This window comes from Pseudomonas sp. GM30 (assembly GCF_000282275.2).
Taxonomy (GTDB): Bacteria; Pseudomonadota; Gammaproteobacteria; order Pseudomonadales; family Pseudomonadaceae; genus Aquipseudomonas.
Window position 1 is genome coordinate 226,566 of sequence record NZ_AKJP02000027.1, and the last position, 24,663, is coordinate 251,228.

Here is a 24,663-nt window from a genome sequence, read left to right on the forward strand (position 1 = left end):
GTCCGGCGGTGACGTGGTCGGAACTAAGCATTAAACTCGCCACTCCCTTTTCCATCGCCCTCTTCTTTATTAGCCACGAGTGGATTCCATGACTACCACGCCTAAACCTTTGGTCCTGATGATTCTCGACGGCTTCGGTCACAGTGACAGCCACGAATCCAATGCCGTGTATGCGGCGAAGAAACCTGTGCTCGATCGTCTGTGGGCCACGGTGCCGAACGGCCTGATCTCGGGCAGCGGCATGGACGTCGGTCTGCCGGACGGCCAGATGGGCAACTCCGAAGTCGGCCACATGAACCTCGGCGCCGGGCGTGTGGTGTATCAGGACTTCACCCGCGTGACCAAAGCGATCCGCGACGGCGAGTTTTTCGAAAACCCGACCATCTGCGCCGCCGTGGATAAAGCCGTGGCCGCCGGCAAAGCCGTGCACTTCATGGGCCTGCTGTCCGATGGCGGCGTACACAGCCACCAGGATCACCTGATCGCCATGGCCGAACTGGCCTTCAAGCGCGGCGCCGAAAAGATCTACCTGCACGCCTTCCTCGATGGCCGCGACACCCCGCCGAAAAGCGCCGCGTCGTCGATCGAACTGCTCGACGCGACCTTCCAGGCACTCGGCAAGGGCCGCATCGCCAGCCTCATCGGTCGCTACTTCGCGATGGACCGTGACAACCGTTGGGACCGCGTCTCCCAGGCCTACAACCTGATCGTCGACGGCAACGCCGAATTCAACGCTGCCACCGCCCAGGAAGGCCTCGACGCCGCCTACGCCCGTGGCGAGAGCGACGAGTTCGTCAAGGCCACCACCATCGGCGAGCCGGTCAAGGTCGAAGACGGCGATGCCGTGGTGTTCATGAATTTCCGCGCCGACCGTGCCCGCGAGCTGAGCCGCGTATTTGTCGAAGACGATTTCAAGGAATTCGAGCGCGCGCGCCAGCCAAAAGTGCAGTACGTGGGCTTGACCCAATACGCCGCCAGCATCCCGGCCCCTGCAGCCTTCGCTCCAGGCAGTCTGGAAAACGTGCTCGGCGATTATCTGGCGAAAAACGGCAAGACTCAGCTGCGCATCGCCGAAACCGAAAAATATGCACACGTGACCTTCTTCTTCTCCGGCGGCCGCGAAGAGCCGTTCCCGGGTGAAGAGCGCATTCTGATCCCGTCGCCGAAAGTCGCCACCTACGACCTGCAACCGGAAATGAGCGCGCCGGAAGTCACCGACCGCATCGTCGATGCCATCGAACACCAGCGTTACGACGTGATCGTGGTCAACTACGCCAACGGCGACATGGTCGGCCACAGCGGCGTGTTCGACGCGGCGGTGAAGGCCGTGGAATGCCTCGACACCTGCGTTGGTCGCATCGTCGAAGCGCTGGAAAAGGTGGGCGGCGAAGCGCTGATCACCGCTGACCATGGCAACGTCGAAAAAATGGCCGATGAGGAAACCCACCAGGCGCACACCGCGCACACCACCGAGCCGGTGCCGTTCATTTATGTCGGCAAGCGCGACCTCAAAGTGCGCGAAGGCGGCGTACTGGCGGACGTGGCACCGACCATGCTGATGCTGTTGGGTCTGGAAAAACCGGCGGAAATGACTGGCACCTCGATTCTGGTTTAATTCGCCAGATCAAACACCGCCAAACCCTGTGGGAGCTGGCTTGCCAGCGATAGCAATCTGACAGCCAACAGCTATGTTGAATGTGCAGACGCCATCGCTGGCAAGCCAGCTCCCACAGTGGTTTATGGGGTTTTCGAAATGGAAATGAGCCTCTGCGCCGCTCCAGTTATCACACAAGCCCAATTGGGCGTTTTTTTTGCCGCCCCGGGCGGGCATACTAGGCCGTCCATTACCCTGGTGCCGCCCGCCTCTATGCTCCGCGTCCTGATCGCCCTCGCTCTGACTTGCCTGCTCCAACCGGCCTTCGCTGACGAGCGCGCGCAAACCCAACAGCAGTTGGATGCCACGCGTCAGGACATTGCCGAGCTGAAAAAGCTGCTGGGCAAGCTGCAGGAAGAAAAATCCGGTGTGCAGAAAGAGCTCAAGGGCACCGAGACCGAGATGGGCAAGCTCGAGAAGCAGGTCGATGCCCTGCAGAAAGAGCTGAAGAAAAGCGAATCCGAGCTGCAGCGACTCGATGCGGAGAAAAAAAAACTCCAGAGCGCGCGCACTGAACAACAGCGACTGATCGCCATCCAGGCCCGCGCGGCCTACCAGAACGGCCGTCAGGAATACCTCAAGCTGCTGCTCAATCAGCAGAATCCCGAGAAATTCGCCCGCACTCTCACCTATTACGATTACCTGAGCCAGGCCCGCCTGGAGCAGTTGAAGAACTTCAACGAAACCCTGCGCCAACTGGCCAATGTCGAAAAAGACATCGCCATGCAGCAGGCGCAATTGCTGGTGCAGAAAAGCAGCCTCGACACCCAGCGCGACGAGCTGGAAAAAGTCCGCAAGGAACGTCAGCAAGTCCTCGCCAAACTCAACGATGACGTGAAAGCCCGCGACCAGAAACTGGCCGCCCGCGAGCAGGATCAGGCAGACCTGTCTAAAGTCCTTAAAACCATTGAAGAAACCCTGGCCCGCCAGGCCCGTGAGGCAGAAGAAGCGCGACAGAAAGCGCTGATTGCCCAGCAGGAAGCGGAAAAAAAGCGTTTGCGTGAGGCGCAGGCTGATAACAGCGACGCCCCACGAAAACCAGCCAGATCAACCCCCGGCGCGCTGGTGTCCAGCAGCGGCGAGACCTTCGGTGGCCCTTTTGCTGCAACCCGGGGAAAACTTCCATGGCCGGTTGATGGTCGATTGCTGGCACGCTTCGGCGAAAGCCGTGGCGACGATGCCCGGACCAAGTGGGATGGCGTGATGATCAGCGCCGCTGCCGGCAGCCAGGTGCATGCCGTGCACGGCGGACGCGTGGTGTTCGCCGACTGGCTGCGTGGCGCCGGGCTGCTGGTGATCCTCGATCACGGCAATGGTTTTCTGAGTCTTTACGGTCACAACCAGACGCTGCTCAAGTCGGCCGGTGACGTGGTAAAAGCCGGTGAGTCGATTTCCACTGTGGGTAACAGTGGCGGTCAGGACACGCCAGCGCTGTATTTCGCAATTCGTCAGCAGGGTCACCCGAGTGATCCGGCGCAATGGTGTCACGCGCAAGGATAAGCGCGTCGCCTAATTCAGGAGTTCGTTCGACATGCTGCATTTGTCCCGCCTTACCTCGCTGGCCCTGACGATCGCCCTGGTGATCGGCGCGCCTCTGGCGTTCGCCGCTCAACCGGCCCCGGCCGTCGCTCCGGCAGGCACTGCCGCGACCGCCAAGGCACCGTTGCCGCTGGAACAGTTGCGCACCTTTGCCGAGGTCATGGACCGGATCAAGGCAGCGTATGTCGAACCGGTGGACGACAAAACCCTGCTGGAAAACGCGATCAAGGGCATGCTCAGCAACCTCGATCCGCACTCCGCCTATCTCGGCCCTGAAGACTTCACCGAGCTGCAGGAAAGCACCAGCGGCGAATTCGGCGGCCTGGGCATCGAAGTCGGCTCCGAAGACGGCTTCATCAAGGTCGTCTCGCCGATCGACGACACCCCGGCGTCGAAGGCCGGCATCCAGGCCGGTGACTTCATCGTCAAGATCAACGGCCAGCCAACTCGCGGCCAGACCATGACCGAAGCCGTAGACAAGATGCGCGGCAAGATCGGCCAGAAGATCACCCTGACCCTGGTGCGCGACGGTGGCACGCCGTTCGACGTGACCCTGGCCCGCGCGGTGATTCAGGTGAAGAGCGTCAAGGCGCAGCTGCTGGAATCTGGCTACGGCTACATCCGCATCACCCAGTTCCAGGTCAAGACCGGCGAAGAGGTTTCCAAGGCCCTGGCCAAGCTGCGCAAGGACAACGGCAAAAAGCTCAACGGCATCATCCTCGACCTGCGCAACAACCCGGGCGGCGTGCTGCAGGCAGCAGTGGAAGTGGTCGACCACTTCATCAAGAAAGGCCTGATCGTTTACACCAAGGGCCGGATCGCCAACTCCGAGCTGCGCTTCTCCGCCACCGGCAAGGACGAAAGCGAAGCGGTGCCAATGGTCGTGCTGATCAACGGTGGCAGCGCCTCGGCTTCGGAAATCGTCGCCGGCGCCCTGCAGGATCAGAAACGCGCCGTGGTCATGGGCACCACCAGTTTCGGCAAAGGCTCGGTGCAGACCGTGCTGCCGCTGAACAACGACCGCGCGCTGAAGATCACCACCGCGCTGTACTTCACGCCGAACGGTCGCTCGATCCAGGCCCAGGGCATCGTCCCGGACATCGAAGTGCGCAAGGCCAAGATCACCAACGAAGCGGATGGCGACTACTTCAAGGAAGCCGACCTGCAAGGTCACCTGGGCAACGGCAACGGCGGTGCGGACAAGCCGACCGGTTCCGGCGCCAAGGCCAAAGCCATGCCGCAGGATGACGATTACCAGTTGGCCCAGGCCCTGAGCCTGCTCAAAGGGCTGAGCATCACGTCCGGCCGTTGAGGATGTCGTTGCGTTTCTTCTTCGTCCTGCTCTGCTGTCTGGCGGGTGCTGCTCACGCAGAACCCGCCAGGACGTCCCCGCCAAAAGCCTACCTGACGCTGATCATCGACGACCTGGGACAGAACCTGCCCCGGGATCGCCGCGTGCTGGCCCTGCCCGGCCCGGTGACCACAGCGATCATGCCCGACACTCCGCACGCTACCGAATTCGCCCGCGAAGCCCATCGCGCCGGCAAGATCGTGATCCTGCATATGCCCATGGACCCGGCCACCGGCCCGTATGCCTGGCATCCCGAGCTGCCGCTCGAAGAGCTGGAGAGGCGCCTTAACGCTGCGTTCAAAATGGTCCCCTACACCGCTGGCATCAATAACCACATGGGCAGCCGCATGACCGCGCAACCGGTGGCAATGGCGTGGCTGATGGGCGAGTTGCAGCGCCGTCACAAGTTCTTCGTCGATAGCCGCACCAGCGCCCAGACCGTGGCGGCGCAGCAGGCCCAGAAAATCGACTTGGCCAGTGTTTCACGGGATGTGTTCCTCGATGACGAGCGCACGGAAGCCGCCATCTTCACCCAACTGCAAACGGCCATCAGCCTGGCGCAAAAGCAGGGTTCGGCGGTGATGATCGGTCACCCTTATCCGCAGACACTGGCAGTGCTGGAACGTGAAATGCCGAAACTCAAGGCGCAAGGCATCGAGTGGATCGACATCAAGCAGATGATCAGCGTGCGCAGTAACAAAGCCACCGCTGCACACGGAAAGAACGGAATTTACCGTTAGTTTTTGCAGCGGGTTTCCAATAACTCTTTGCAACTCCAACAAATAGCAACACCTCCGAAACCGCAATAAGGCAAAACCACCTTATTCTGCGCCAGTCTCATATCCCGCACATTAGCTAAAGACTGGCCATGAACTTATCCCGCCTGGAACTTTGAAGTAACCGCCAGCACCCGTTTTATCCGGACCAAACGAACTACTGATCCGCTCGACTGCGAAACTCCGCAAGGCTACAGCCAGCCAATCAATACTGACACCCCCCCCACTCGGCTAAATGTTCCAATGGGACCTGAAACCGGGCTTAACAATCTTTGTATCATTGCCACCAACAGTATCGAGGACCTATTGCCCGCCGGCACTTATCGCAATGCCGTCACTGTCCCCACTTACCTGATTGATGCAGGCCCGACGCCTGTTCCGACCGTAGATATATCCTTTAACAAAGAAATAAACAGGGCGCAGATTTTCTGGCCGAAACGCAAGAACGAGGGCTTTGATGGCTACGAGGTAAAAGACGGTCTTGCTGGAAAAGTCAGCTGCGAAGACCCGCAGGGTTATAGGCGTGTGACCTCCAATTGGCTGCGTCCGGAAAGCAACTTCCCCCTCAAGCTCTGCGTTTACGCTGTCGACCCCAACAATCAGCGCTCAGAATTGAAGGAATACGTCCGGGAATGGGAAGCGCTCAAAAACAGCGCCCCCTGAGCTGATCAGCGACACCCGCCTTGTGCTTCCGCATTAATGGGCAAAACGGGAGCGCAAGACAGCCAATGGCACGGAACGGTTTTTTCGGAAACAACTGGTCACGACGTCATACATAGTTACCGCCAGAGAGCGGAGACGAACACCGATAGTGAGACCTGCAACGGGTCGCGACTCCCTTGAGTCGCCGTTCAACTATCAGGAGTGACCATGACCATTCATGACCAGGCCGCAGCGCCATCCAGGCAAATCGAGCCGATCCGACACGACAATCTGCTGATCCATTTCACCTCGGAATTTCACCGGATCTGGGACAGCACCGGCTCACGGGCAAAACCCGCGGCCTTCTGGCGCCCGACTCCGGCGCCAGATGTGTTGCCGGGCTATTTTCCGCTCGGCGACGTGTTCACCGCCGGACTCCACAACATCAACGGCAGCACCGTCGTCGCCGTGGTTTGCGAAGCCGATTTCCCCAGTGCAGATTCAATGAATGGGCCGGCACTGTGCCGTCCGGAGGATTTCGAGCTGATCTGGAAAGATTCCGGCTCAGGCTCGAAGAAAGACGGTGCCGTATGGCGACCGCTTGCCCCGCAAGGTTATGTGGCCATGGGCGCGGTCTGCTCCAATGATCACGAAAAACCTTCACTCAATGCGGTTCGCTGCGTGCGCGCCGATCTCGTGATCGCCTCGGACATCGGCGAACTGATCTGGAACGACAGGGGCAGCGGCGCCCGACAGAGCCTCAGTGCATGGAGTGTCACACCACCCGGTGCAGCCCCGGGAGAGATTCACTTCGCACCAGGTACTTTTATTGCGGCAAACACTTTCAACCGGCCCGAGAGCAATGTCGGGGTCTATTCGCTACGGATGCAGATCACCCCACTGATCAAATCATCGCCACAGTTGCCGGTGCTCAGCGCAGCGGATGCTCCGCAAAAAAACGGCGCAGCGACTATCGCTCAAGTGGTCGAGCTTCCATGGTTTGCCGTCAAGGATGACTTGTCACCACTCGAACAATTGCGCACCACGCCGTTTTATCGCCTGGAAAGAACCGACCAGTACTATCTGGTTGGGAGCGGACACAACACGGGCGATGGAAGCCGGGCGTTCAAATGGACGACGCAGCGGCTGCAGAATCCGAAAATGCTGCGACTATTCACTCAACTGACTACGGTGAATTTCGTCGGTCCCTGGACAAGGCATGCAGATATGCTTCCGACATTACCGTTCTCGGCGAGATTGGACAGTCAGTTCACCCACAGCGAGACTTCAATCAGCGGCTGGCAGGCGCCGTCTGTCACCCATGTAATTGCCATGGCAGGCAAAGGCAGGTTCGTGGCGGTTTATCAACTGGAGAGTTTTTACGAGTTGCTGAGGGCAGACGGTTCGCAAGTGGGGATCAATCTCGGCTACACCCACGATGAAAATCTGTACCTACTGCAATATCCACCGCACGAATGTCCCCACAATACAGCGGAACAGCCGGCACCGACGGCTACAGATAGCGCCCCATGATTTCATCGACAACCCCGTCCTTGCGCATCTGATCCAACGCCGCCTGCAGCCTGGCGACCGTTGCATCCGACACATCCTTGTTCAGCGCCAGGTACAACTCGGCGCTGTTGAAGCGCAGCACGGTCTTGAGGCCGGTGACCCCGTCCTGCCGCGCCAGATAACGCCCGGCAGGATCGCCCGTGGCCCACAGGTCGATCTGGCCGTTGACCAGTTTTTTCGCGTTGTCCTGATCGCGCAGCACGACCATAGGCTTCAAGCCTTGTTTGGTCAGTGTCTCGGCAATCGCATCGCCCTTGTAGGCACCGATCCTGTATTTGCGCGCATCGTTGAGGGTGTCGAGGGTGATCTTGCTGTCGGCCCTGGCCAACATGATCCAGTCGTCCGGACCGATCGGGCCGACCCATTTGAACAGGTTTTCGCGGTCCGGCAGGCGGGCCATCACGAAGGCGCCGTAGCCGGGGTTTTCCAGCGCCAGCTTGTAGACGCGCTCCCATGGGAAGCGCAGCGTCAGGCTGTAGGTGAGCCCGGCACGCTTGAACATTTCACGCACGATGTCGGCGGCAATGCCGTTGATGTTCTCGCCCTTGGCGAAATTCTTGCCGTCTTTCGCCATGTTGTAGGGCGGAAAGTTTTCGGTGAGGAGCACCAGATCGGTGTCAGGACTGTTTTCGGCCCGCGCCGTGTTGATTAACAACACAGAGGCACTGGCGAGAACAAGAAGCAGGCGTTTGATCATGTCGGGGCTACCGGAATCCATGGCGTGCCCAAGAGTGCCTTGGGTACGCCATGCTGTCCACTGGCCTGTACGGTTTAGCGCATCACGATGCCGCGTTTGGCCATATACGCTTTCGCTTCCTGCACGGTGTATTCGCCGAAGTGGAAAATACTCGCCGCCAGTACCGCGCTGGCGTGGCCTTCAAGTATGCCGTCGGCCAGATGCTGCAGGTTGCCGACGCCGCCGGAAGCGATCACCGGAATGCCCAGCGCATCGCTGATTGCGCGGGTCACACCGAGGTCGAAGCCGTTTTTCATGCCGTCCTGATCCATGCTGGTCAGCAGGATCTCGCCGGCACCGAGGCCTTCCATCTTCTTCGCCCACTCGACCGCATCGAGGCCGGTCGGCTTGCGCCCGCCGTGGGTGAAGATTTCCCAGCGCGGGGTTTCACCCGGGCCGGAGACCTTCTTCGCGTCGATGGCGACGACGATGCACTGCGAGCCGAAATGCTGCGCCGCTTCGCCGACGAACTCCGGATTGAACACCGCTGCGGTGTTGATCGAGACCTTGTCCGCACCGGCGTTGAGCAGATTGCGGATGTCCTGCACGGTGCGCACGCCACCGCCGACGGTCAGCGGAATGAACACCTGGCTGGCCATGCGCTCGACAGTATGCAGCGTGGTGTCGCGACCATCGACGCTGGCGGTGATGTCGAGGAAGGTAATCTCGTCGGCACCCTGCTCGTCATAACGCCGGGCGATTTCCACCGGGTCGCCGGCGTCGCGGATGTTCTCGAACTTCACGCCTTTGACGACCCGGCCGTTGTCCACGTCCAGGCAAGGGATGATGCGTTTGGCCAGCGCCATGGTCAGTCCTCAGCCTTGGTACGCGTCGCAGAAAGCTTGCGCTTCGGCGACGTCGAGAGTGCCTTCGTAGATCGCCCGGCCAGTGATGGCGCCGATGATGCCCGGCGCCTTGGCGTCGAGCAGCGACTTGATGTCACCCAGATTGTGGATACCGCCGGACGCGATCACCGGGATCTTCGTCGCTGCAGCCAGTGCAGCGGTGAACGGTACGTTGCAGCCCTGCATCATGCCGTCTTTGGCGATGTCGGTATAAACGATCGAGGACACGCCGTCGGCTTCAAACTGCTTGGCCAGGTCGATGACCTGCACGGTGCTGATTTCAGCCCAGCCATCGGTGGCAACGAACCCGTCCTTGGCATCCAGACCGACGATGATCTTGCCCGGGAACGCGCGGCAGGCTTCAGCGACGAACGCCGGATCTTTTACGGCTTTTGTGCCAATGATCACGTAGCTCACGCCCGCCTTGACGTAGTACTCGATGGTTTCCAGCGAGCGAATACCGCCACCGATCTGGATCGGCAGGGTCGGATAACGCTTGGCAATTGCGGTGACCACTTCGCCGTTGACCGGCTGACCTTCGAACGCGCCGTTCAGATCGACCAGATGCAGACGGCGGCAACCGCCCTCCACCCACTTGGCAGCCATGCTCACCGGGTCATCGGAGAACACTGTGGAATCTTCCATGCGGCCCTGGCGCAGACGTACGCAGGCACCGTCTTTAAGATCGATAGCGGGAATAATCAGCATCTGGCAAACCTTCAAATTTGAATGTTCAGCTTGGCTCGGAAATCAGTTTTTCTCGAGCGCCCACAGGTCGCTTTCGATGCTTTCAAACCGCTCTTTGAGGTGGGTCTGCACATCGAAAATCGCCCTGTTGTAATAGTGCGGAGCAATTTCACGGGTAAACAGCTCAAGAATTTCCGCCGCTTCGAACGAACCCAGGTCGAGTTCAAAATGGTCTTCCATGAACCGCTGAATCTTGCGATTGGCCTCACTCTCCTGTTCGGGCGTGAGAGTCAGGATCGGCGGTTTGGACTTCTTGGCAGCCATTTACCAGCGACCGTCCCATGCGGCGAAGTTCTGCAGCAATTGCAGGCCATGGGTATGGCTCTTCTCCGGGTGGAACTGCACGGCGAAGCGCGAGCCTTCGGCCAGCGCTGCGGCGAAATCGACCCCGTAATGACCGCTGCCCACCACCTGCCGCGCGTTGGCGGCGGCGATGTAGTAGCTGTGCACGAAGTAGAAACGCGCCATGTCCGGAATGTCGTGCCACAGCGGGTGACTGACCTTCTGCTGCACTTCGTTCCAGCCCATGTGCGGGACTTTCAGGTGCTCGCCGTCTTCATGCAGGTCTTTGCCGAAGAACTTCACCGCGCCCGGGAACAGGCCGATGCAGTCGACACCGTCGTTCTCTTCGCTGCTGTCGAGCAGGGCTTGCATGCCGACGCAGATGCCGAGAAACGGACGATCCTGGCTGACTTCACGTACCAGCGAATCGAAACCAAGGCGACGGATCTCCGCCATGCAATCGCGAATCGCGCCAACGCCCGGGAATACCACCCGGTCGGCTTCGCGAATCACGTCGGCATCGCTGGTGATCAGCACCTTGCCGGCGCCGACGTGCTCGAGGGCCTTGGCCACCGAGTGCAGGTTGCCCATGCCGTAATCGATAACTGCAACCGTCTGCATTACAGAACGCCTTTGGTCGATGGCATTTGCCCGGCCATGCGTTCATCCAGCTCGACGGCCATGCGCAGGGCGCGGCCGAAAGCCTTGAACACGGTTTCGATCTGGTGGTGGGTGTTGGTGCCACGCAGGTTGTCGATGTGCAGGCTGACCAAGGCGTGGTTGACGAAGCCCTGGAAGAATTCCTGGAACAGGTCGACGTCGAAGCCGCCCACGGTGGCGCGGGTATACGGCACGTGCATCTGCAGGCCTGGACGGCCGGAGAAGTCGATCACCACGCGCGACAGCGCTTCATCGAGCGGCACGTAGGCGTGGCCGTAGCGACGGATGCCTTTCTTGTCGCCGATGGCTTTGGCGAAGGCCTGGCCGAGGGTGATACCGACGTCTTCCACGGTATGGTGGTCGTCGATATGCAGATCGCCCTTGCATTCAATATCCAGGTCGATCAACCCGTGACGGGCGATCTGATCCAGCATGTGCTCAAGAAAAGGAACACCGATATCGAATCGGGCCTTTCCGGTGCCATCAAGGTTGATCGAGGCTTTGATCTGGGTTTCCAGAGTGTCGCGCTCGACAGACGCCTTACGTTCGGCCATCACCAGCTCCGCAAAATCATTGGGCGAAAAAGGCAGCCATTATAGGCACGCGGGGCCGAAACAGAAACACGCGACGTGAGATGCCTGACGGACAGAAGCCCCGGCTGTCGCGGGTAGACATGTCCATACAAGCCATTACAGGCACCCCGAAAACAAATGTGGGAGCGAGCTTGCTCGCGAATGCGGTAGTTCAGCCAACACTGATGTCGACTGACACTGCGCCTTCGCGAGCAAGCTCGCTCCCACAGGTTCGGTGTTTATCCAGCTAACACCTTAGTGAAACAGTACCGCCGTCTTCTGCAGGGTCACCCACACACCCCACGCCAACGGAATACCCACCGCCAGCCACGCGGCAATCGCCAGCGGCTTGCTGCCCGGTGCGGCTTTCCACTCCAGCACGGTGCTGGCATCAGCACCTTTGTCATGACCCAGCGCTTGTTCGGCGGCCAGTTCGGCGTCGGTCATGAAGTACTTGTCGGCCACCGGACGCACCAGCAGGTTGCACAGGAAACCCAGCACCAGCAGGCCCGCGAGGATGTACAGAGTGATGTCGTAAGCGGCGGCGCGTTCAACGCCGATGCTCAGCTGATACTCACGCAGGTAGTTCACCAGCACCGGACCGAGCACGCCGGCGGCGGCCCAGGCAGTCAGCAGGCGACCGTGGATCGCACCGACCATCTGCGTGCCGAACAGGTCGGCCAGATACGCCGGAACGGTCGCGAAACCACCACCGTACATCGACAGGATGATGCAGAACGCCGCCACGAACAGCGCAACATTGCCCAGATGGCCCATGTTCGGGATCAGCGCGTACAGGGCAAAACCGAGGGCGAAGAACACGAAGTAGGTGTTTTTGCGTCCCAGGTAGTCCGAGAACGAAGCCCAGAAGAAGCGGCCTCCGATGTTGAACAGGCTCAGCAGACCGGTGAAGCCGGCAGCGATCGCGGCGATCGAAGCCAGTTGCCCGGCGTCCAGTTGACCGAACGGCACGTCAACGCCCAGCAGCTTGCCGCCGAACACTTCCTGCAGCAGTGGCGAAGCCATGCCGAGGATGCCGATACCGGCCGATACGTTCAGGCACAGCACCAGCCACACCAGACGGAACTGCGGGGTTTTCCACGCCACATTCACGTGAACGTGACGGTGGGTGATCATCGCGTTCGAGGCTTTTTTCGCCGGCGCAGTCCAGCCTTCAGGCTTCCAGCCGGTTGGCGGCACGCGGTAGGCCAGGGCGCCACCGATCATGAACACGAAGTAGATCGCCGCCATGGCCACGAAGCTCTGCCACACGCCGACACCGGCAGGCGAAGCGAAGTGGCTCATCAGCGCAGTCGCCAACGGTGCACCGACCATCGCGCCGCCGCCGAAGCCCATGATCGCCATGCCGGTTGCCATGCCGCGCTTGTCCGGGAACCACTTGATCAGGGTCGATACCGGCGAAATGTAGCCCAGGCCCAGACCGATACCGCCGATCACGCCGGAGCCGATCCACATCAGCCAGATCTGGTGGGTATAAATCCCCAGCGCCGAGATCAGCAGACCGCCGCACCAGCACAGTGCCGAAACCACACCAGCCTTGCGTGGCCCGGCGTGTTCCAGCCAGCCACCCCAGATCGCGGCCGAGCAGCCGAGGAAGATGAAGAACAGCGTGTAGATCCAGCCGAGCATGGAGATCGGCCAGTCGCATTGCGAAGAAAAGACCTGAGCGATGAAGCTCATGTCCGGCGCGCAAGCCACCGGAGCGGTGACGCCCAGCGCCTTGGACAACGGCAGCCAGAACACCGAGAAACCGTAGGCCATGCCGATGCACAGGTGAATGGCCAGAGCGGCCGGTGGCACCAGCCAACGGTTGAAACCGGGCTTGGCGATGATGCGTTCCTTGGACAGGAACGCAGGCTGGTCGGCGCGAAGGCCGTCCGCCGTGATGCTCGTGCTCATTGTGTATCCCCCAATTATTAGTATGGTTCGCCAGCCACTGCTCACCCTCGGCCTTTATGCACGCAGGCATGACCGTTTTTTCGGGTGAAGCTCCTTGAAGGCGCGACGTTAAGTCGCAGAAGGACGGACGAACCGGCGAAGGTTACCATTTGCACGTGACAGAAAAACCAAACTGATATCACCTTTTTCGTGTCATCTGATCTCGTCCCTGCAGGAGCTGCGGAACGCTGTGATCTTTTGATCTGTTTTGAAATCGCCAACGTCAAAAGATCGCAGCCTGCGGCAGCGCCTGCATAGAGCCTCATAAACGGGAAAATCATGCCTGTCATCGTTCAAATGCTTGAAGACGCCAGTTACCAGGATCAACAGGACTTGCAGAAGATCTATGGTGACGCCCCGCCATGGCTGTTCGCGCCGTACTCCGGGGACGCCCAATTGATTGAAATCAGTCTGGCTGGAGAGTCTTTGATTACAGGACGTTTCAATGATCGCCTGCTTGGTGCGGCTCGCCTGACAAGGCACGACAAGGTTTGGTACTTGTCACATTTGTGTGTACGAAAAGTCACCCGGCGCCGTGGGGTAGCCGAGCGGCTGGTGAACCAAGCACAGAAAATGGCGTCGCAAGCGGGAGCCCAACTGCGCCTGCTGGCACCGGCCGGACACCTTGAAGCTCAGGCGCTGGCTACCAAATTGCAATTGCCGCTGGACGTCATCGCGACATGACAGCGCCCCGATTCGGGCGGATGCAGCGCTATACTCCCCGGCTAAATTACGAATTCGACTAACTACAAGGACTCGCCCATGAAAGCGTTCGGCAAAATCCTGGGTCTGGTACTTCTCGGGCTGTTGCTGATCATTGTGGCGGCGGGCTTCGCCCTGACCCACCTGTTTGATCCCAACGACTACAAAGACGAGATTCGCCAGATAGCTCGCGACAAGGCCCACATCGAGCTGACGCTCAATGGCGATATCGGCTGGAGCCTGTTCCCGTGGCTCGGCCTGGAACTGCATGAGGCCAGCATCGCCACCCTGATCAACCCGACCGAACCGTATGCCGACCTGCAGATGCTCGGCCTGTCCGTGCGCGTGCTGCCGCTGTTGCGCCGCGAAGTGCAGATGAGCGATGTGCGCGTCGAAGGCCTGAACCTGCGCCTCAAACGCGACAAGAACGGCCACGGCAACTGGGAAGACATCGGCAAGCTGCCACCTCCCGCCACGCCTGTCGGCAGCCCGACGCCTGCCAGCCCGCCTGTTGCAGCGGCCCCCGCCCAGCCGGAAAAACCGCCACAGCCAATCCGCCTCGACATCGACAGCCTGACCGTCAACAACGCCCGGGTTGAATACAACGACGAGCAGACCGGCAAGCAGTACAGCGCCGAAAGCATCCAGCTGAGCACCGGTGCGGTACACGATTCGACCAATATTCCGCTGAAAGCCACGGCGTTTCTGAGCACCAATCAGCCTGTTCTGCGCGTGCGTACCGAACTCAATGGCGAGCTGCGCATCGAGCGCGCCTTGCAGCGCTACAAATTCGAAGACATGAAACTGTCCGGCGAACTGACCGGCGATCCGCTGCAGGGCAAAGCCATGACTTTCTCCGCCCAAGGCCAGATCTCTCTGGACAAGGCAGCGAATGTCGCCGAATGGACCGGGATCAAGATCTCCGCCAACCAGTTGCGCGCGCTCGGTGAGCTGAAGGTCAACGACCTCGACAAGACCCCGCAGATCACTGGCGGGCTCTCGATCGCCCAGTTCGATCTGGCGAAATTTGTCGACAGCATCGGCCAGACGCTGCCAGCCATGGCGCCCGGCAGCCTGAGCAAAGTCGAACTGGTGAGCCGCGTGGCCGCCACGCCAACCAGCGTGGCCTTCGACAACATCAACCTGAAACTCGACGACAGCAGCTTCAGCGGACGCATTGCCGTGGAAGATTTCGCCAAGCAGTCGCTGCGCGCGATCCTCAAGGCTGACACCTTCGACGTCGACCGCTATCTGCCGCCGAAATCGGAAAAAGCCAAGAACGCCACGCAAGTGCGTCAGGCCGAAGTCGCCAGCACCGAAGCCGATGCCATGGCCGGCGCCGGCAGCACTCCGCTGCCGGACAAGCCAAGCAAAAGCGCCTGGAGCACCGAGCGTCTGCTGCCGGTCGAGCGCCTGGCCAAACTCGACGTCGATGCCGACCTGACCTTCGGCCAGCTGACCCTGGACAAACTGCCGATCCAGAACGCCGCACTCAAAGCCACGGGCCAGGGCGGCCTGCTGACGTTGGAGAATCTGCGTGGCGGCCTGTACAACGGCGACTTCGAAGCCAAGGGCACCCTCGACGTACGCCCAAGTGCGCCGGTGCTGAACCTGCAGACCAGAATCAACCGCGTGCCGGCCGAGAAAATCCTCGAAAGCCAGGGCAAGAATCCGCCGGTCAAAGGCCTGGTCACACTGACCAGCAGCCTCACCGGCAGCGGCAACAGCCAGCAGGCGCTGATCGAAACCCTCAACGGCAACGCCAGTTTCGTGATCAACAACGGCGTGCTGCTCAACGCCAACCTTGAACAGCAACTGTGCAAAGGCATCGCCACCCTCAACCGCAAAACCCTCAGCGGCGAGCCACGGGGTAAGGACACGCCCTTCCAGGAACTCAAGGGCAACCTGACCTTCCGCAACGGCGTGGCCAGCAACCCGGACCTGAAAGTGCGCATCCCGGGCATGACCGTCAACGGCGATGGCGACATCGACCTGCGGGTGCTGGGCATGGATTACCGCGTCGGCATCATCGTCGAAGGCGACACCAGTGCCATGCCGGATCCGGCCTGTCAGGTCGGCGAGAAATTCGTCGGTATCGAGTGGCCGCTACGCTGCCGTGGCCCGCTGGAGCTGGGCGCCAAGGCCTGCCGTGTGGACAACGAACGTCTCGGCCAGGTCGCGACCAAAATGGCCGGCGACAAACTCAGCGAGAAGATCGATGAAAAACTCGGCGACAAGGTCAGCCCGGAATTGAAAAACGCATTGAAGGGGCTGTTCAAGCGATGAGAGCGGAGCAGTTTTCCACGGCGGTGCTGGAATGGTTCGACCGCCACGGCCGCCACGATTTGCCTTGGCAGCAGGACATCAATCCGTATCGGGTGTGGGTGTCGGAGATCATGTTGCAGCAGACCCAGGTCAGCACCGTGCTCAATTACTTCGACCGCTTCATGGCCGCGCTGCCGACGGTGCAAGCGCTGGCCGAAGCGCCGGAGGACGAAGTGCTGCACCTGTGGACCGGGCTCGGTTACTACACCCGCGCGCGCAATCTGCAGAAGACCGCGAAGATCGTCATCAGCCAGTACGGCGGCGAGTTTCCCCGTGACGTCGAAAAGCTGACGGATCTGCCGGGGATCGGCCTGTCCACCGCCGGCGCCATCGCCAGCATCAGCATGGGCCTGCGCGCGCCGATCCTCGACGGCAACGTCAAACGCGTTCTGGCGCGTTTTACCGCGCAAGAGGGCTACCCGGGTGAACCGAAGGTCGCCAAGCAGCTGTGGGCCAATGCCGAGCGTTTCACGCCGCACGATCGGGTCAACGCCTACACCCAGGCGATGATGGATCTCGGCGCCACGTTGTGCACCCGCAGCAAACCCAGCTGCCTGCTGTGTCCGCTGGAAAAGGGTTGCGAGGCGCACATGCTCGGGCTGGAGACACGCTACCCTATCCCCAAACCGCGCAAGGCCATCCCGCAGAAACACACGCTGATGCCGATGCTCGCCAACAAAGAAGGCGCGATTCTGCTTTATCGTCGGCCCTCCAGCGGCCTGTGGGGCGGTTTGTGGAGCCTGCCGGAACTCGACGACCTCGACGACCTGCAACATCTGGCCGATCAGCATTCGCTGACCATGGGCGAGCAGCAGGCGCTGCCAAGCCTCGTCCACACCTTCAGCCATTTCCAGTTGTCCATCGAACCCTGGCTGGTTCAGGTACAGGAGGCCAGCCATCACGTGGCCGAGGCCGACTGGCTCTGGTATAACCTCGCCACCCCGCCGCGCCTGGGCCTTGCCGCCCCGGTCAAAACCTTGCTCGAACGCGCGGCCGCCGTATTGAACGCAGGAGAGTTGTCATGACCCGCACCATCATGTGCCGCAAGTACAAAGAAGAACTGCCCGCGCTGGACCGCGCTCCTTTCCCGGGCGCCAAAGGTCAGGATATTTTTGACCACGTATCGGCCAAGGCCTGGGCCGACTGGCAGAAGCACCAGACCCTGCTGATCAACGAAAAACGTCTGAACATGATGAATGCCGAAGACCGCAAATATCTGCAGGGCGAAATGGACAAGTACTTCTCCGGCGAGGATTACGCCAAAGCTGAAGGCTACGTTCCGCCTGCGGAGTAAACCCGCAAAATCGGGGGGCGAATCGTAAGCGACGGAATTAATTTAAGAAATTTTAAAAAAGTCGTTGACGTAAATCCGAAAAACCCTTTTAATGCGCCCCGTTGCCCAGATAGCTCAGTCGGTAGAGCAGGGGATTGAAAATCCCCGTGTCGGCGGTTCGATTCCGTCTCTGGGCACCAAATACCGAAAACCCTGAATCGCAAGATTCAGGGTTTTTTTATGCCTGCGATTTGATCAAGCACGCCGCCCGCCTCTGCGAAGCACCGAACCGTCCCTGCGCTCCATATCAAAAATCTCCCTTTCCTGAATTCTTTCAAAACTGCCAGAACGCTCCGTAGGCCCTAGCGGAAATGGACGACATACGCTCGCCCATGGATTGGGCAGAATTGGACTCAGAGCTGCCGCGTAGCCCGAAGCGGATGCATAACAGGGATGTAACAGATGATTAGCAAGATCAAAGCCCAAACCTCTGATTCATGCATTGGGCAAGAATCCAGAACCTTCACCTTCAATTGCCGGCAATCGGCATTGCTTCATCAACTCTCTGTGGAAATCGCAGCCATCGGTGGACCGCAGGCTCCTGGTGCCAATTTCCTGGCCTCTGCCGCGGCCAGTGAATTGAAGCCTTCCTTTTCGCAACGCCAATGTGCATTGCTCGAGGCGTATTCCGACAGCCTGTTCTCGATGTTGATATTCGAAGGCCTCAAGACTATCAACACTTCCAACCCTCCAGATGAACTCCCTGATCTGGCCACTCTGGAAACTCGTCCAGATGTTCTTTGTCTGGCTTCACGCAATCAGATTTTGTTGAAGCTGGTGGACAACAACGCGTTCGCTTACGACATAGACAACGATGGGAAATTGGTACGGCTGGTGGCCAACTTCAAGGGAGGCGGCCTCACAAGGATCAAGGCGGAGCCAGAATCCAGAGAATTGAGTTCACACTCAGGCCTTGCGCTTGGCCCGCACACTGAAGCACCTTACTGGTGTGCCGTAGATGCAAAGGACGGGCATTCACCCTCCCCGTCTTCGCTAATACTTTCTGCGCTGTGGAACCCCACCCTTGAACCTACACGGGTCATCCCGCTCCCACCTGTCCTCGAAAGAATTGGTGTCATCAACTGTCTGGCGCTGACCACTGAAAACTTCCAGTTCACTCGCAGCGACTCCTTTGTCAGTGGCAAAGGTGCAAACGGTCGTGACGTGTCGATTCTGGCTTTCAACGACAAAGTCGGGTTCTCGGCCCGATTCAACTCTTACCGTTTCTCGATGAACAGTAATGTGTCGAAGATTGTGAAAACGGCTTACTCCGCTCTTTGCCAAGGCGTAGAGGAGTCGACTCCGGCGGAGTACGCGCTGACTCAGGAATCAGCCATGGTCATCAATAACACCCGGGCACTGCACTGTCGCGATGTGATTAAAGACAACAGAAGAGTGCTGGTGCGTATTTTCGGACTTTCAAAATTCTCCTCCCCGATTGTCATTTCAGAAGATCCATTACTAGTGCGGGGCTGATCTGCGCACGGCGGGTACGGAACTTCTCGCAAGCATAAAATTGATTGGTAACCATTAAAGAGGTAATGCAATGTCTTGGGACATCATTGGCATGCTGGCGCTTGTCGCGTTTTGTGCCGGTTTTTTTGATGCGATTGCCGGTGGTGGAGGACTGATCACCTTGCCTGCATTGTTTCTGGCCGGTGTAGATCCGATCAGCGCGATTGCAACTAACAAGTTTCAGGCAGCATCAGCAACCATTTCGGCGACAGTGACTTTTGCTCGTAAAGGGTTGATTGAATGGCGTGAAGGACGCTTCCTGGTTGTCTGCGGATTTATTGGTGGAGCCAGCGGCGCCTTGCTGGTCAGTTCAATCGATAAACGATATCTGGAAGCTTGCGTGCCTGTAATGCTGATTCTGGTGGCGATCTATTTTGCTCTATCGCCGAAACTGGCCAATGAAGATCGGCGCAAGAGAATAGGAATTCTGCTTTTCTCCTTTACTGTCGCGCCGATCCTCGGTTTCTACGACGGAATATTCGGCCCCGGGGTGGGATCGTTCTTTATCGTTGGGTTTGTACTGCTCTGCGGTCTGGGCATGATGCGGGCCATGAGTTTTACCAAACTTGCCAACGCCTCGTGCAATCTCGGCTCGCTTTGTGTCTTCATCACCAAGGGCGTGATTATCTGGCCAGTAGCTCTAGCGATGGCGCTGGCTGCCTTCATCGGCGCACAGTTGGGCGCTCGTGCCGCCGTTCGGGTCGGGCCGAAGTTGGTCAAACCGATGTTGATCGTGGTTTGCTGCGCCTTGGCCATCAAACTTCTTAGCGTAGAGAACAATCCATTGCGCATTGCCATAGCTCAGACATTTGCTTCGCTCTAAACGCTGCGTATCCGTACATTTATTCCCGATGAAGAACCCGCGATCCTCCATGGGACCGCTGGTTTTATCGTTCTAGTCGATCAATAAGCCATCGACCAATTCGACGTTTACATCCGCCCACGCCCCGGTAATCGTAGAGATGCGCCGAGCCATAAGTCGGCGAGTGATAGAAGTTGTTGTCTTCGTTGCGGTAAGACGCTTGCAGGTAGAAGTCCTGCCCGAGTACATCGCTGTGGTGATAGTTGGCGTTGAACAGCACGCGCTTGGTACGCGGGTCGAGATCGATGGAATAACCATTGCGCAGTTCGGCGTCTTCCAGGTTCTAAACGAGTTTTCAACGTCGACGGGTTTCGGCCATCGTCGATACGCGCTACTTTGGCCGCACCTTATGGAAGAGGGTCATCCGCTCGATGAACCAGAAAAGAACCCGCGTGCCCCTGCCCCATCCACCACCCTATCGCCAGAGCCGGATTGCATTCTGGCTGACGGTGCTGGTCGGCGTACTGATCGCCTTTCTTATCGCCGCGTCGACTTATCTGATCGTCCACAGCTTGATCAGCGGCTCCATTACCACCTGGAACCGCTCCGGCCCCCGGCATACCTACACCCTGGCGCAGCAACCCCGAATGTTCTGGTTCGAGATCGTGTCGCAGTGCGTTGGCACCCTGTTCCTGATAGCCGTCGGCTGGATTGGATTGTGGATTCACCGAATGGCGCGCGAGCCCGGCGACAAGCAGAAGGCCAAGCGTACGCGGGGGTAAAGGAAGGCGCGGGATTGTACCCGCGCCTCGACTTTTCAATACACCCGACGTTATCCAGCGTCATTCCAGTGGAACACCAGATTGCGCGCAGTGCCGCTGCCAACGTCTGTCACGTCACGCCGTGTTTCGCCATTGCGTGTGGCGACCACAGTGTATTTACCGGGTGGCAATTGCACGTACACCAGCGGCCCCGTTTGAGTGAGGGTCAGCACGGTTTGCCCCGGTGCCTTTTGAATCGTCACATCGACATCCGCGGTGTACTGGTCTTGCGCGCCCACCGCAAACGTCATGTGCAGGTTGTAACCGGGGGTTTGCTGAATGGCTTTTGACTCGTCCAGGCCAATCCCGCCGGACAGGTAGTTGATGCCGTTTTGCTGTTGTTGCTGGACTTGCACGCCGGCACTGTCGACCGGTTCCAGGCTGGCGGCCTGGGACATGCCAGGCAACAGCAGCCAACCGACAGCAGCGAGCGGCAGCATGAATGAACGAATGTTTTTCATGATGGCGACTCCCGGGTTCTGAAGAACCCAATCGTTACCCTTTTTTAGATTTGGCACCGCAAGGCTTGTTTTAGATTGATTGGTACTTGGCGCATGTACGAAATGGACTACAGACCATTGCTATCAATACGCCTTTTGCCGGCAACGTCCTGCACTACCCATCCCGCCTTCCTGCTGACTTCACAGGCTCGCCCGACATCGCCGAGCGGTGAATCCCGGCATGCTTTTGCGTCTGTTTCCAATGATGCGGAAGACCCGATGAACCCGTTAAAAACTGATGATGCGCAAGACCCGAAAATCGATTCATTGCTTGGAGAGTTGGGCGAACTGATCCGCCAGGCGCGGCAAAAAGTGCTGCGTGCGGTGGATACGATCCAAGTGCAGACCTGCTGGCAGATCGGCCGGCATATTGTCGAGTTTGAACAGCAAGGGGCGCAGCGGGCGGGGTATGGCAAGCGGTTGCTGGCCTTATTGGCGAAGGATCTGACGGCGCAGTTCGGGAAGGGGTTTGATGATCGAAATCTGCGCTATATGCGGAGTTTTTATCAGTTGTTTCCCATTTGGAACGCAGTGCGTTCCGAATTGAGTTGGACACACTATCGGCGGCTTTTGGGCGTCACCAGTGACAAGGCTCGCCATTGGTATATGGAAGAGTCTGCCAACCTGAACTGGTCCAGCCGCGCCCTTGATCGCCAGATCAATACGCTCTACTACGAGCGACTGCTGATGAGCCGGGACAAGGCCGATGTGATCGAAGAAGCCACCACCAACATTGCAGCCATGAAACCCCATCCGCGCGAATTCATACGCGATCCCGTCATACTCGAATTCCTTGGGCTACCGTCGGCCGGCAAGGTCAGGGAGAGTCGTCTCGAACAGGCTCTCATTGACCATCTGCAGGGCTTTCTTCTGGAGTTGGGCAAAGGCTTTTCCTTTGTCGCTCGACAACAACGCATCAGCACCGATGGTGACGATCTGTACATCGACCTGGTGTTCTACAACTACGTACTCAAATGCTTCGTGATCATTGACCTCAAGCGCGGCAAGCTCAGCGCTCGCGACGTCGGACAAATGGACATGTACGTGCGCATGTACGACGAACTAAAGCGCAGCGAAGGCGACAAGCCGACAGTCGGGATCATTCTGTGTGCTGAGAGCAACGACTCGGTCGCGCGTTACTCGATGCTCAAGGGCAATGAGCAACTGTTCGCCAGCAGTTACAAAACGATACTGCCGAGTGAGGAAGAGCTGCGCGCCGAACTCAATCGGGAACAGGCTCTGATCGAAGAACGCCTGCTCCTGCAATCCGCTGAATAGAAACGGCGGATTGTTCCCGTGTGGCGCGAAGGCTATTGTTGACAGCTCCGCGAAAGGGTCGAAAGCGATGAGCTGTCAGGATGCGCCAGCAACGCAAGACATGCAGTCACCGTCACCGTCACCGGTGTTGACAGGCAAACAAGGTGAGGCCTTCAAGGAAGTCGCCGCCGATGACTTTGTGCTCGGCGGTTTCACCTGGCAGCACACCCTGCCTGACCCGCAACGCCCGGTGGTCATCATCAACGCTGCCACCTCGGTACGCTGCCGACACTACACGCGCTTCGCCGATTACCTGTTCGCCAACGGCTTCGACGTGATCACCTACGACTACCGAGGCATCGGCGAATCGCGCCCGGCAACCCTGAAAGGCCTTGAGGCTACATGGACCGATTGGGGCGCGCTGGATTTCGAAGCGATGCTCAAGCGCGCTCAACGGGAATTCCCCGGCCAGCCCATCGATGTGGTCGGCCACAGTTTCGGCGGTTGCGCGGCGGGACTTGGCGAGTCCGGGCAGGTCATTCGTCGGTTGGTGACGGTCGGCGCGCAGTTCGCTTACTGGCGCGACTATGCGCCGGTACAGCGCTGGCGCATGTTTGGTAAATGGCATTTGCTGATGCCGCTGCTGACGCGCATCTGTGGCTATTTCCCGGGCAAACGCCTCGGCTGGCTGGAGGACACGCCCTCAGGCGTGGTTCGCGACTGGAGCACACCTGTAGCGCGCTACGAGCAGCGTCCGAGCGGCCGCCGACTGCTGCAGCAAAGCGGTCGCCTGCCCTTCGCCAATGTCCGCGCGCGCACCCTGGCGGTCAGCATCAGCGACGACCCGTACGGCACGATCCCGGCCATCGAACGCCTGCTGGGCTACTTCAGCCATGCGCACAAAACCCACTTGCGTATCGAACCGCAGGACATCGGCGAACAACAAGTCGGACATTTCGCCTTTTTTCGCAGCGCATACCAAGCCACACTATGGCCCATCGCTCTGACCTGGCTGCAAACCGGCGAACTGGCCCCCGACACACCCGGGCGGTCAGTGCCGCGCAGCTGAGCCCTTCCAACGCACGACGGAACACACCATGGCCTCCGCCAACAAGCAGCAAAAACGCGCCGCCCGGGCCAAGACCAAGGCCAAGCAGAACCGCACCAAACGTGCCGAGACACCGGTAGAACTGGACCCGAACGATGACCGCATCGACTTCGAGTCGGTGGACCTGACCGAACTGTTCAAGAAAATGATCGACGCCGAGAAGATCAGCCAGCAGGCCATGTGCACCGCGTTCCTCGAAGACCCGCTGCTGGAGCTGGTCTACGAACAGGAAGGCGAAGAAGGCGCGATGGACTTCATCCTCGCCGCGCTGATCGAGTATCGCCAGTGGTCCAAGGAAACCGACGAAGCCGGCGCCCTGGCGTGGATCGAATCCCCAGCCTTCCAGGCCGACTATGTGGCGGCGTCCGACGCGATTGCCGCACACACCCAACAGAAGAACTGAGTTCCCATGGCATCCCTGAACAAGCAACAGAAACGCGCCAAACGCGCCAAGGCCAAAGCCAAGCACATCCGCATGGTCGGCCGTAAGCCGCTGGACCAGGACGACAACCTCGGGCATCTGGACGAGCCGATCCCGGAATACACCCTCGCAATGTTCAGCAAAATGCGCGATGCCGAAGCCGTCAGCCGCAACGAAATGCTGCTGACCCTGCTGCGCGAACTGGCGTTCATCATCGTTGACCATCCAGAGCTGCTGGACATGGAAAACGCCGAGAACGAAGGCATGGCCGCCACTCACCTGGCCGCCGACATGCTGATCGACTACCGCATGTGGGCCGACGGCATGGACATCGAAACCGCCCAGGCCTGGCTGAGCGAGCCACAGTTCATCACCGATTTCGGGATTGCGCTGGATACTTACGGCAAGTCGCTGGAGGACAGCGCCAGCAAAGCCGAGTAACTTTTTGCACCTGACATTCACGCACGGTCAAAAAAGGAGGTCAGGTGAAGAAGACAGCTTCATGCAAGGATGGACAATTGCCGAAATCAGAAGACTCAGCTGC

At 59.3% G+C, this 24,663-nt stretch carries 25 protein-coding genes, 1 tRNA gene and 1 pseudogene; 18 read left to right on the top strand and 9 right to left on the bottom strand.

Annotated elements, in window-relative coordinates; all coding sequences use genetic code 11:
• Positions 1-88 precede the first annotated feature (88 nt).
• From gpmI to PMI25_RS18860, 6 genes are all read left to right on the top strand, one after another.
• On the top strand, positions 89-1,615 hold the full coding sequence (gene gpmI / locus PMI25_RS18835) for a 2,3-bisphosphoglycerate-independent phosphoglycerate mutase (RefSeq protein ID WP_007961723.1): 1,527 nt from the start codon (positions 89-91) through the stop codon (positions 1,613-1,615).
• 252 nt (positions 1,616-1,867) lie between these two features.
• Positions 1,868-3,154 carry a murein hydrolase activator EnvC family protein gene (locus PMI25_RS18840; RefSeq protein ID WP_045122121.1) on the top strand — a complete coding sequence of 429 codons (1,287 nt, stop codon included), beginning with the start codon at positions 1,868-1,870 and terminating at the stop codon, positions 3,152-3,154.
• A gap of 31 nt (positions 3,155-3,185) precedes the next feature.
• A complete protein-coding gene (locus tag PMI25_RS18845) occupies positions 3,186-4,505 on the top strand; it encodes a S41 family peptidase (RefSeq protein WP_007961721.1) in 1,320 nt (439 codons plus the stop codon).
• A 2-nt stretch (positions 4,506-4,507) separates the two neighbouring features.
• Positions 4,508-5,284 carry a divergent polysaccharide deacetylase family protein gene (locus PMI25_RS18850; RefSeq protein WP_045122122.1) on the top strand — a complete coding sequence of 259 codons (777 nt, stop codon included), beginning with the start codon at positions 4,508-4,510 and terminating at the stop codon, positions 5,282-5,284.
• 279 nt (positions 5,285-5,563) lie between these two features.
• Positions 5,564-5,983, top strand: a complete 420-nt coding sequence (locus PMI25_RS18855; protein ID WP_007961717.1) for a hypothetical protein — start codon at positions 5,564-5,566, stop codon at positions 5,981-5,983.
• Positions 5,984-6,190: 207 nt separating this feature from the next.
• Entirely contained in the window at positions 6,191-7,495 is a 1,305-nt protein-coding gene (locus PMI25_RS18860) for a Vps62-related protein (RefSeq protein WP_007961716.1), read from the top strand.
• Here the strand turns inward: PMI25_RS18860 and PMI25_RS18865 are convergent.
• The 7 genes from PMI25_RS18865 to PMI25_RS18895 form a co-directional block, all read right to left on the bottom strand.
• Positions 7,476-8,231: a substrate-binding periplasmic protein gene (locus tag PMI25_RS18865; RefSeq protein WP_045122123.1), complete on the bottom strand. Its 756-nt coding sequence runs from the start codon at positions 8,229-8,231 to the stop codon at positions 7,476-7,478. The two genes, PMI25_RS18860 and PMI25_RS18865, sit on opposite strands and share 20 nt — an antisense overlap.
• A 74-nt stretch (positions 8,232-8,305) precedes the next feature.
• On the bottom strand, positions 8,306-9,076 hold the full coding sequence (gene hisF, locus PMI25_RS18870) for an imidazole glycerol phosphate synthase subunit HisF (RefSeq protein WP_007909211.1): 771 nt from the start codon (positions 9,074-9,076) through the stop codon (positions 8,306-8,308).
• A 9-nt stretch (positions 9,077-9,085) separates the two neighbouring features.
• Positions 9,086-9,823 (bottom strand): 1-(5-phosphoribosyl)-5-[(5-phosphoribosylamino)methylideneamino]imidazole-4-carboxamide isomerase, encoded by a 738-nt coding sequence (gene hisA, locus PMI25_RS18875; protein WP_007961714.1) that lies wholly within the window; start codon positions 9,821-9,823, stop codon positions 9,086-9,088.
• A 42-nt stretch (positions 9,824-9,865) separates the two neighbouring features.
• Positions 9,866-10,126 (bottom strand): DUF2164 domain-containing protein, encoded by a 261-nt coding sequence (locus PMI25_RS18880; RefSeq protein ID WP_007961713.1) that lies wholly within the window; start codon positions 10,124-10,126, stop codon positions 9,866-9,868.
• Entirely contained in the window at positions 10,127-10,765 is a 639-nt protein-coding gene (gene hisH, locus PMI25_RS18885) for an imidazole glycerol phosphate synthase subunit HisH (protein ID WP_007961712.1), read from the bottom strand. It abuts the gene before it with no gap.
• Entirely contained in the window at positions 10,765-11,358 is a 594-nt protein-coding gene (hisB, locus tag PMI25_RS18890; protein ID WP_007909204.1) for an imidazoleglycerol-phosphate dehydratase HisB, read from the bottom strand. The genes hisH and hisB overlap by 1 nt, the downstream gene beginning before the upstream one ends.
• Positions 11,359-11,631: 273 nt before the next feature.
• Complete coding sequence (locus PMI25_RS18895; protein ID WP_007961711.1) at positions 11,632-13,296, bottom strand: OFA family MFS transporter; 1,665 nt, start codon at positions 13,294-13,296, stop codon at positions 11,632-11,634.
• 318 nt (positions 13,297-13,614) lie between these two features.
• On the opposite strand from PMI25_RS18895, the gene PMI25_RS18900 reads away from it, so the two are divergent.
• The 7 genes from PMI25_RS18900 to PMI25_RS18930 all read left to right on the top strand — a co-directional run bounded on the left by PMI25_RS18900 (position 13,615) and on the right by PMI25_RS18930 (position 20,033).
• The gene (locus tag PMI25_RS18900; RefSeq protein ID WP_007961710.1) at positions 13,615-14,019 is read left to right on the top strand and encodes an acetyl-CoA sensor PanZ family protein; all 405 of its coding nucleotides are present in this window, start codon (positions 13,615-13,617) and stop codon (positions 14,017-14,019) included.
• A 78-nt stretch (positions 14,020-14,097) separates the two neighbouring features.
• Entirely contained in the window at positions 14,098-16,323 is a 2,226-nt protein-coding gene (locus tag PMI25_RS18905; RefSeq protein WP_007961708.1) for an AsmA family protein, read from the top strand.
• The gene (mutY, locus tag PMI25_RS18910) at positions 16,320-17,387 is read left to right on the top strand and encodes an A/G-specific adenine glycosylase (protein ID WP_007961707.1); all 1,068 of its coding nucleotides are present in this window, start codon (positions 16,320-16,322) and stop codon (positions 17,385-17,387) included. The genes PMI25_RS18905 and mutY overlap by 4 nt, the downstream gene beginning before the upstream one ends.
• Positions 17,384-17,656, top strand: coding sequence for an oxidative damage protection protein (locus tag PMI25_RS18915; protein WP_007961706.1), 273 nt, complete (start codon positions 17,384-17,386; stop codon positions 17,654-17,656). The genes mutY and PMI25_RS18915 overlap by 4 nt, the downstream gene beginning before the upstream one ends.
• Before the next feature lie 103 nt (positions 17,657-17,759).
• A tRNA-Phe gene (locus PMI25_RS18920) sits at positions 17,760-17,835 on the top strand.
• A gap of 262 nt (positions 17,836-18,097) precedes the next feature.
• Positions 18,098-19,171 (top strand): hypothetical protein, encoded by a 1,074-nt coding sequence (locus tag PMI25_RS18925; protein ID WP_007961705.1) that lies wholly within the window; start codon positions 18,098-18,100, stop codon positions 19,169-19,171.
• A 70-nt stretch (positions 19,172-19,241) separates the two neighbouring features.
• Entirely contained in the window at positions 19,242-20,033 is a 792-nt protein-coding gene (locus tag PMI25_RS18930; RefSeq protein ID WP_007961704.1) for a TSUP family transporter, read from the top strand.
• Between the two features lie 118 nt (positions 20,034-20,151).
• Here the strand turns inward: PMI25_RS18930 and PMI25_RS29985 are convergent.
• Positions 20,152-20,355: pseudogene (locus PMI25_RS29985) on the bottom strand (hypothetical protein); the annotation flags it as partial.
• Positions 20,356-20,443: 88 nt separating this feature from the next.
• Here PMI25_RS29985 and PMI25_RS18935 point away from each other — a divergent pair.
• Positions 20,444-20,794 (top strand): hypothetical protein, encoded by a 351-nt coding sequence (locus PMI25_RS18935; RefSeq protein WP_007961703.1) that lies wholly within the window; start codon positions 20,444-20,446, stop codon positions 20,792-20,794.
• A gap of 50 nt (positions 20,795-20,844) precedes the next feature.
• Here PMI25_RS18935 and PMI25_RS18940 read toward each other — a convergent pair whose 3' ends face one another.
• A complete protein-coding gene (locus PMI25_RS18940; RefSeq protein WP_007961701.1) occupies positions 20,845-21,294 on the bottom strand; it encodes a hypothetical protein in 450 nt (149 codons plus the stop codon).
• 258 nt (positions 21,295-21,552) lie between these two features.
• On the opposite strand from PMI25_RS18940, the gene PMI25_RS18945 reads away from it, so the two are divergent.
• The 4 genes from PMI25_RS18945 (at position 21,553) to PMI25_RS18960 (ending at position 24,560) form a co-directional block, all read left to right on the top strand.
• Positions 21,553-22,611 (top strand): PDDEXK nuclease domain-containing protein, encoded by a 1,059-nt coding sequence (locus PMI25_RS18945; protein ID WP_007961700.1) that lies wholly within the window; start codon positions 21,553-21,555, stop codon positions 22,609-22,611.
• A 67-nt stretch (positions 22,612-22,678) separates the two neighbouring features.
• On the top strand, positions 22,679-23,659 hold the full coding sequence (locus PMI25_RS18950) for an alpha/beta hydrolase family protein (RefSeq protein WP_007961699.1): 981 nt from the start codon (positions 22,679-22,681) through the stop codon (positions 23,657-23,659).
• 28 nt (positions 23,660-23,687) lie between these two features.
• Positions 23,688-24,101, top strand: a complete 414-nt coding sequence (locus PMI25_RS18955) for a hypothetical protein (protein ID WP_007961698.1) — start codon at positions 23,688-23,690, stop codon at positions 24,099-24,101.
• Between the two features lie 6 nt (positions 24,102-24,107).
• A complete protein-coding gene (locus tag PMI25_RS18960) occupies positions 24,108-24,560 on the top strand; it encodes a hypothetical protein (RefSeq protein ID WP_007961697.1) in 453 nt (150 codons plus the stop codon).
• Positions 24,561-24,663 lie beyond the last annotated feature (103 nt).

Excerpts from the sequence above, each read along its gene's own strand:
- gpmI (WP_007961723.1), top strand. The coding sequence starts at position 89 with ATGACTACCACGCCTAAACCTTTGGTCCTGATGATTCTCGACGGCTTC.
- PMI25_RS18840 (WP_045122121.1), top strand. The coding sequence starts at position 1,868 with ATGCTCCGCGTCCTGATCGCCCTCGCTCTGACTTGCCTGCTCCAACCG.
- PMI25_RS18845 (WP_007961721.1), top strand. The coding sequence starts at position 3,186 with ATGCTGCATTTGTCCCGCCTTACCTCGCTGGCCCTGACGATCGCCCTG.
- PMI25_RS18850 (WP_045122122.1), top strand. The coding sequence starts at position 4,508 with ATGTCGTTGCGTTTCTTCTTCGTCCTGCTCTGCTGTCTGGCGGGTGCT.
- PMI25_RS18855 (WP_007961717.1), top strand. The coding sequence starts at position 5,564 with ATGGGACCTGAAACCGGGCTTAACAATCTTTGTATCATTGCCACCAAC.
- PMI25_RS18860 (WP_007961716.1), top strand. The coding sequence starts at position 6,191 with ATGACCATTCATGACCAGGCCGCAGCGCCATCCAGGCAAATCGAGCCG.
- PMI25_RS18865 (WP_045122123.1), bottom strand. The coding sequence starts at position 8,231 with ATGATCAAACGCCTGCTTCTTGTTCTCGCCAGTGCCTCTGTGTTGTTA.
- hisF (WP_007909211.1), bottom strand. The coding sequence starts at position 9,076 with ATGGCGCTGGCCAAACGCATCATCCCTTGCCTGGACGTGGACAACGGC.
- hisA (WP_007961714.1), bottom strand. The coding sequence starts at position 9,823 with ATGCTGATTATTCCCGCTATCGATCTTAAAGACGGTGCCTGCGTACGT.
- PMI25_RS18880 (WP_007961713.1), bottom strand. The coding sequence starts at position 10,126 with ATGGCTGCCAAGAAGTCCAAACCGCCGATCCTGACTCTCACGCCCGAA.
- hisH (WP_007961712.1), bottom strand. The coding sequence starts at position 10,765 with ATGCAGACGGTTGCAGTTATCGATTACGGCATGGGCAACCTGCACTCG.
- hisB (WP_007909204.1), bottom strand. The coding sequence starts at position 11,358 with ATGGCCGAACGTAAGGCGTCTGTCGAGCGCGACACTCTGGAAACCCAG.
- PMI25_RS18895 (WP_007961711.1), bottom strand. The coding sequence starts at position 13,296 with ATGAGCACGAGCATCACGGCGGACGGCCTTCGCGCCGACCAGCCTGCG.
- PMI25_RS18900 (WP_007961710.1), top strand. The coding sequence starts at position 13,615 with ATGCCTGTCATCGTTCAAATGCTTGAAGACGCCAGTTACCAGGATCAA.
- PMI25_RS18905 (WP_007961708.1), top strand. The coding sequence starts at position 14,098 with ATGAAAGCGTTCGGCAAAATCCTGGGTCTGGTACTTCTCGGGCTGTTG.
- mutY (WP_007961707.1), top strand. The coding sequence starts at position 16,320 with ATGAGAGCGGAGCAGTTTTCCACGGCGGTGCTGGAATGGTTCGACCGC.
- PMI25_RS18915 (WP_007961706.1), top strand. The coding sequence starts at position 17,384 with ATGACCCGCACCATCATGTGCCGCAAGTACAAAGAAGAACTGCCCGCG.
- PMI25_RS18925 (WP_007961705.1), top strand. The coding sequence starts at position 18,098 with ATGATTAGCAAGATCAAAGCCCAAACCTCTGATTCATGCATTGGGCAA.
- PMI25_RS18930 (WP_007961704.1), top strand. The coding sequence starts at position 19,242 with ATGTCTTGGGACATCATTGGCATGCTGGCGCTTGTCGCGTTTTGTGCC.
- PMI25_RS18935 (WP_007961703.1), top strand. The coding sequence starts at position 20,444 with ATGAACCAGAAAAGAACCCGCGTGCCCCTGCCCCATCCACCACCCTAT.
- PMI25_RS18940 (WP_007961701.1), bottom strand. The coding sequence starts at position 21,294 with ATGAAAAACATTCGTTCATTCATGCTGCCGCTCGCTGCTGTCGGTTGG.
- PMI25_RS18945 (WP_007961700.1), top strand. The coding sequence starts at position 21,553 with ATGAACCCGTTAAAAACTGATGATGCGCAAGACCCGAAAATCGATTCA.
- PMI25_RS18950 (WP_007961699.1), top strand. The coding sequence starts at position 22,679 with ATGAGCTGTCAGGATGCGCCAGCAACGCAAGACATGCAGTCACCGTCA.
- PMI25_RS18955 (WP_007961698.1), top strand. The coding sequence starts at position 23,688 with ATGGCCTCCGCCAACAAGCAGCAAAAACGCGCCGCCCGGGCCAAGACC.
- PMI25_RS18960 (WP_007961697.1), top strand. The coding sequence starts at position 24,108 with ATGGCATCCCTGAACAAGCAACAGAAACGCGCCAAACGCGCCAAGGCC.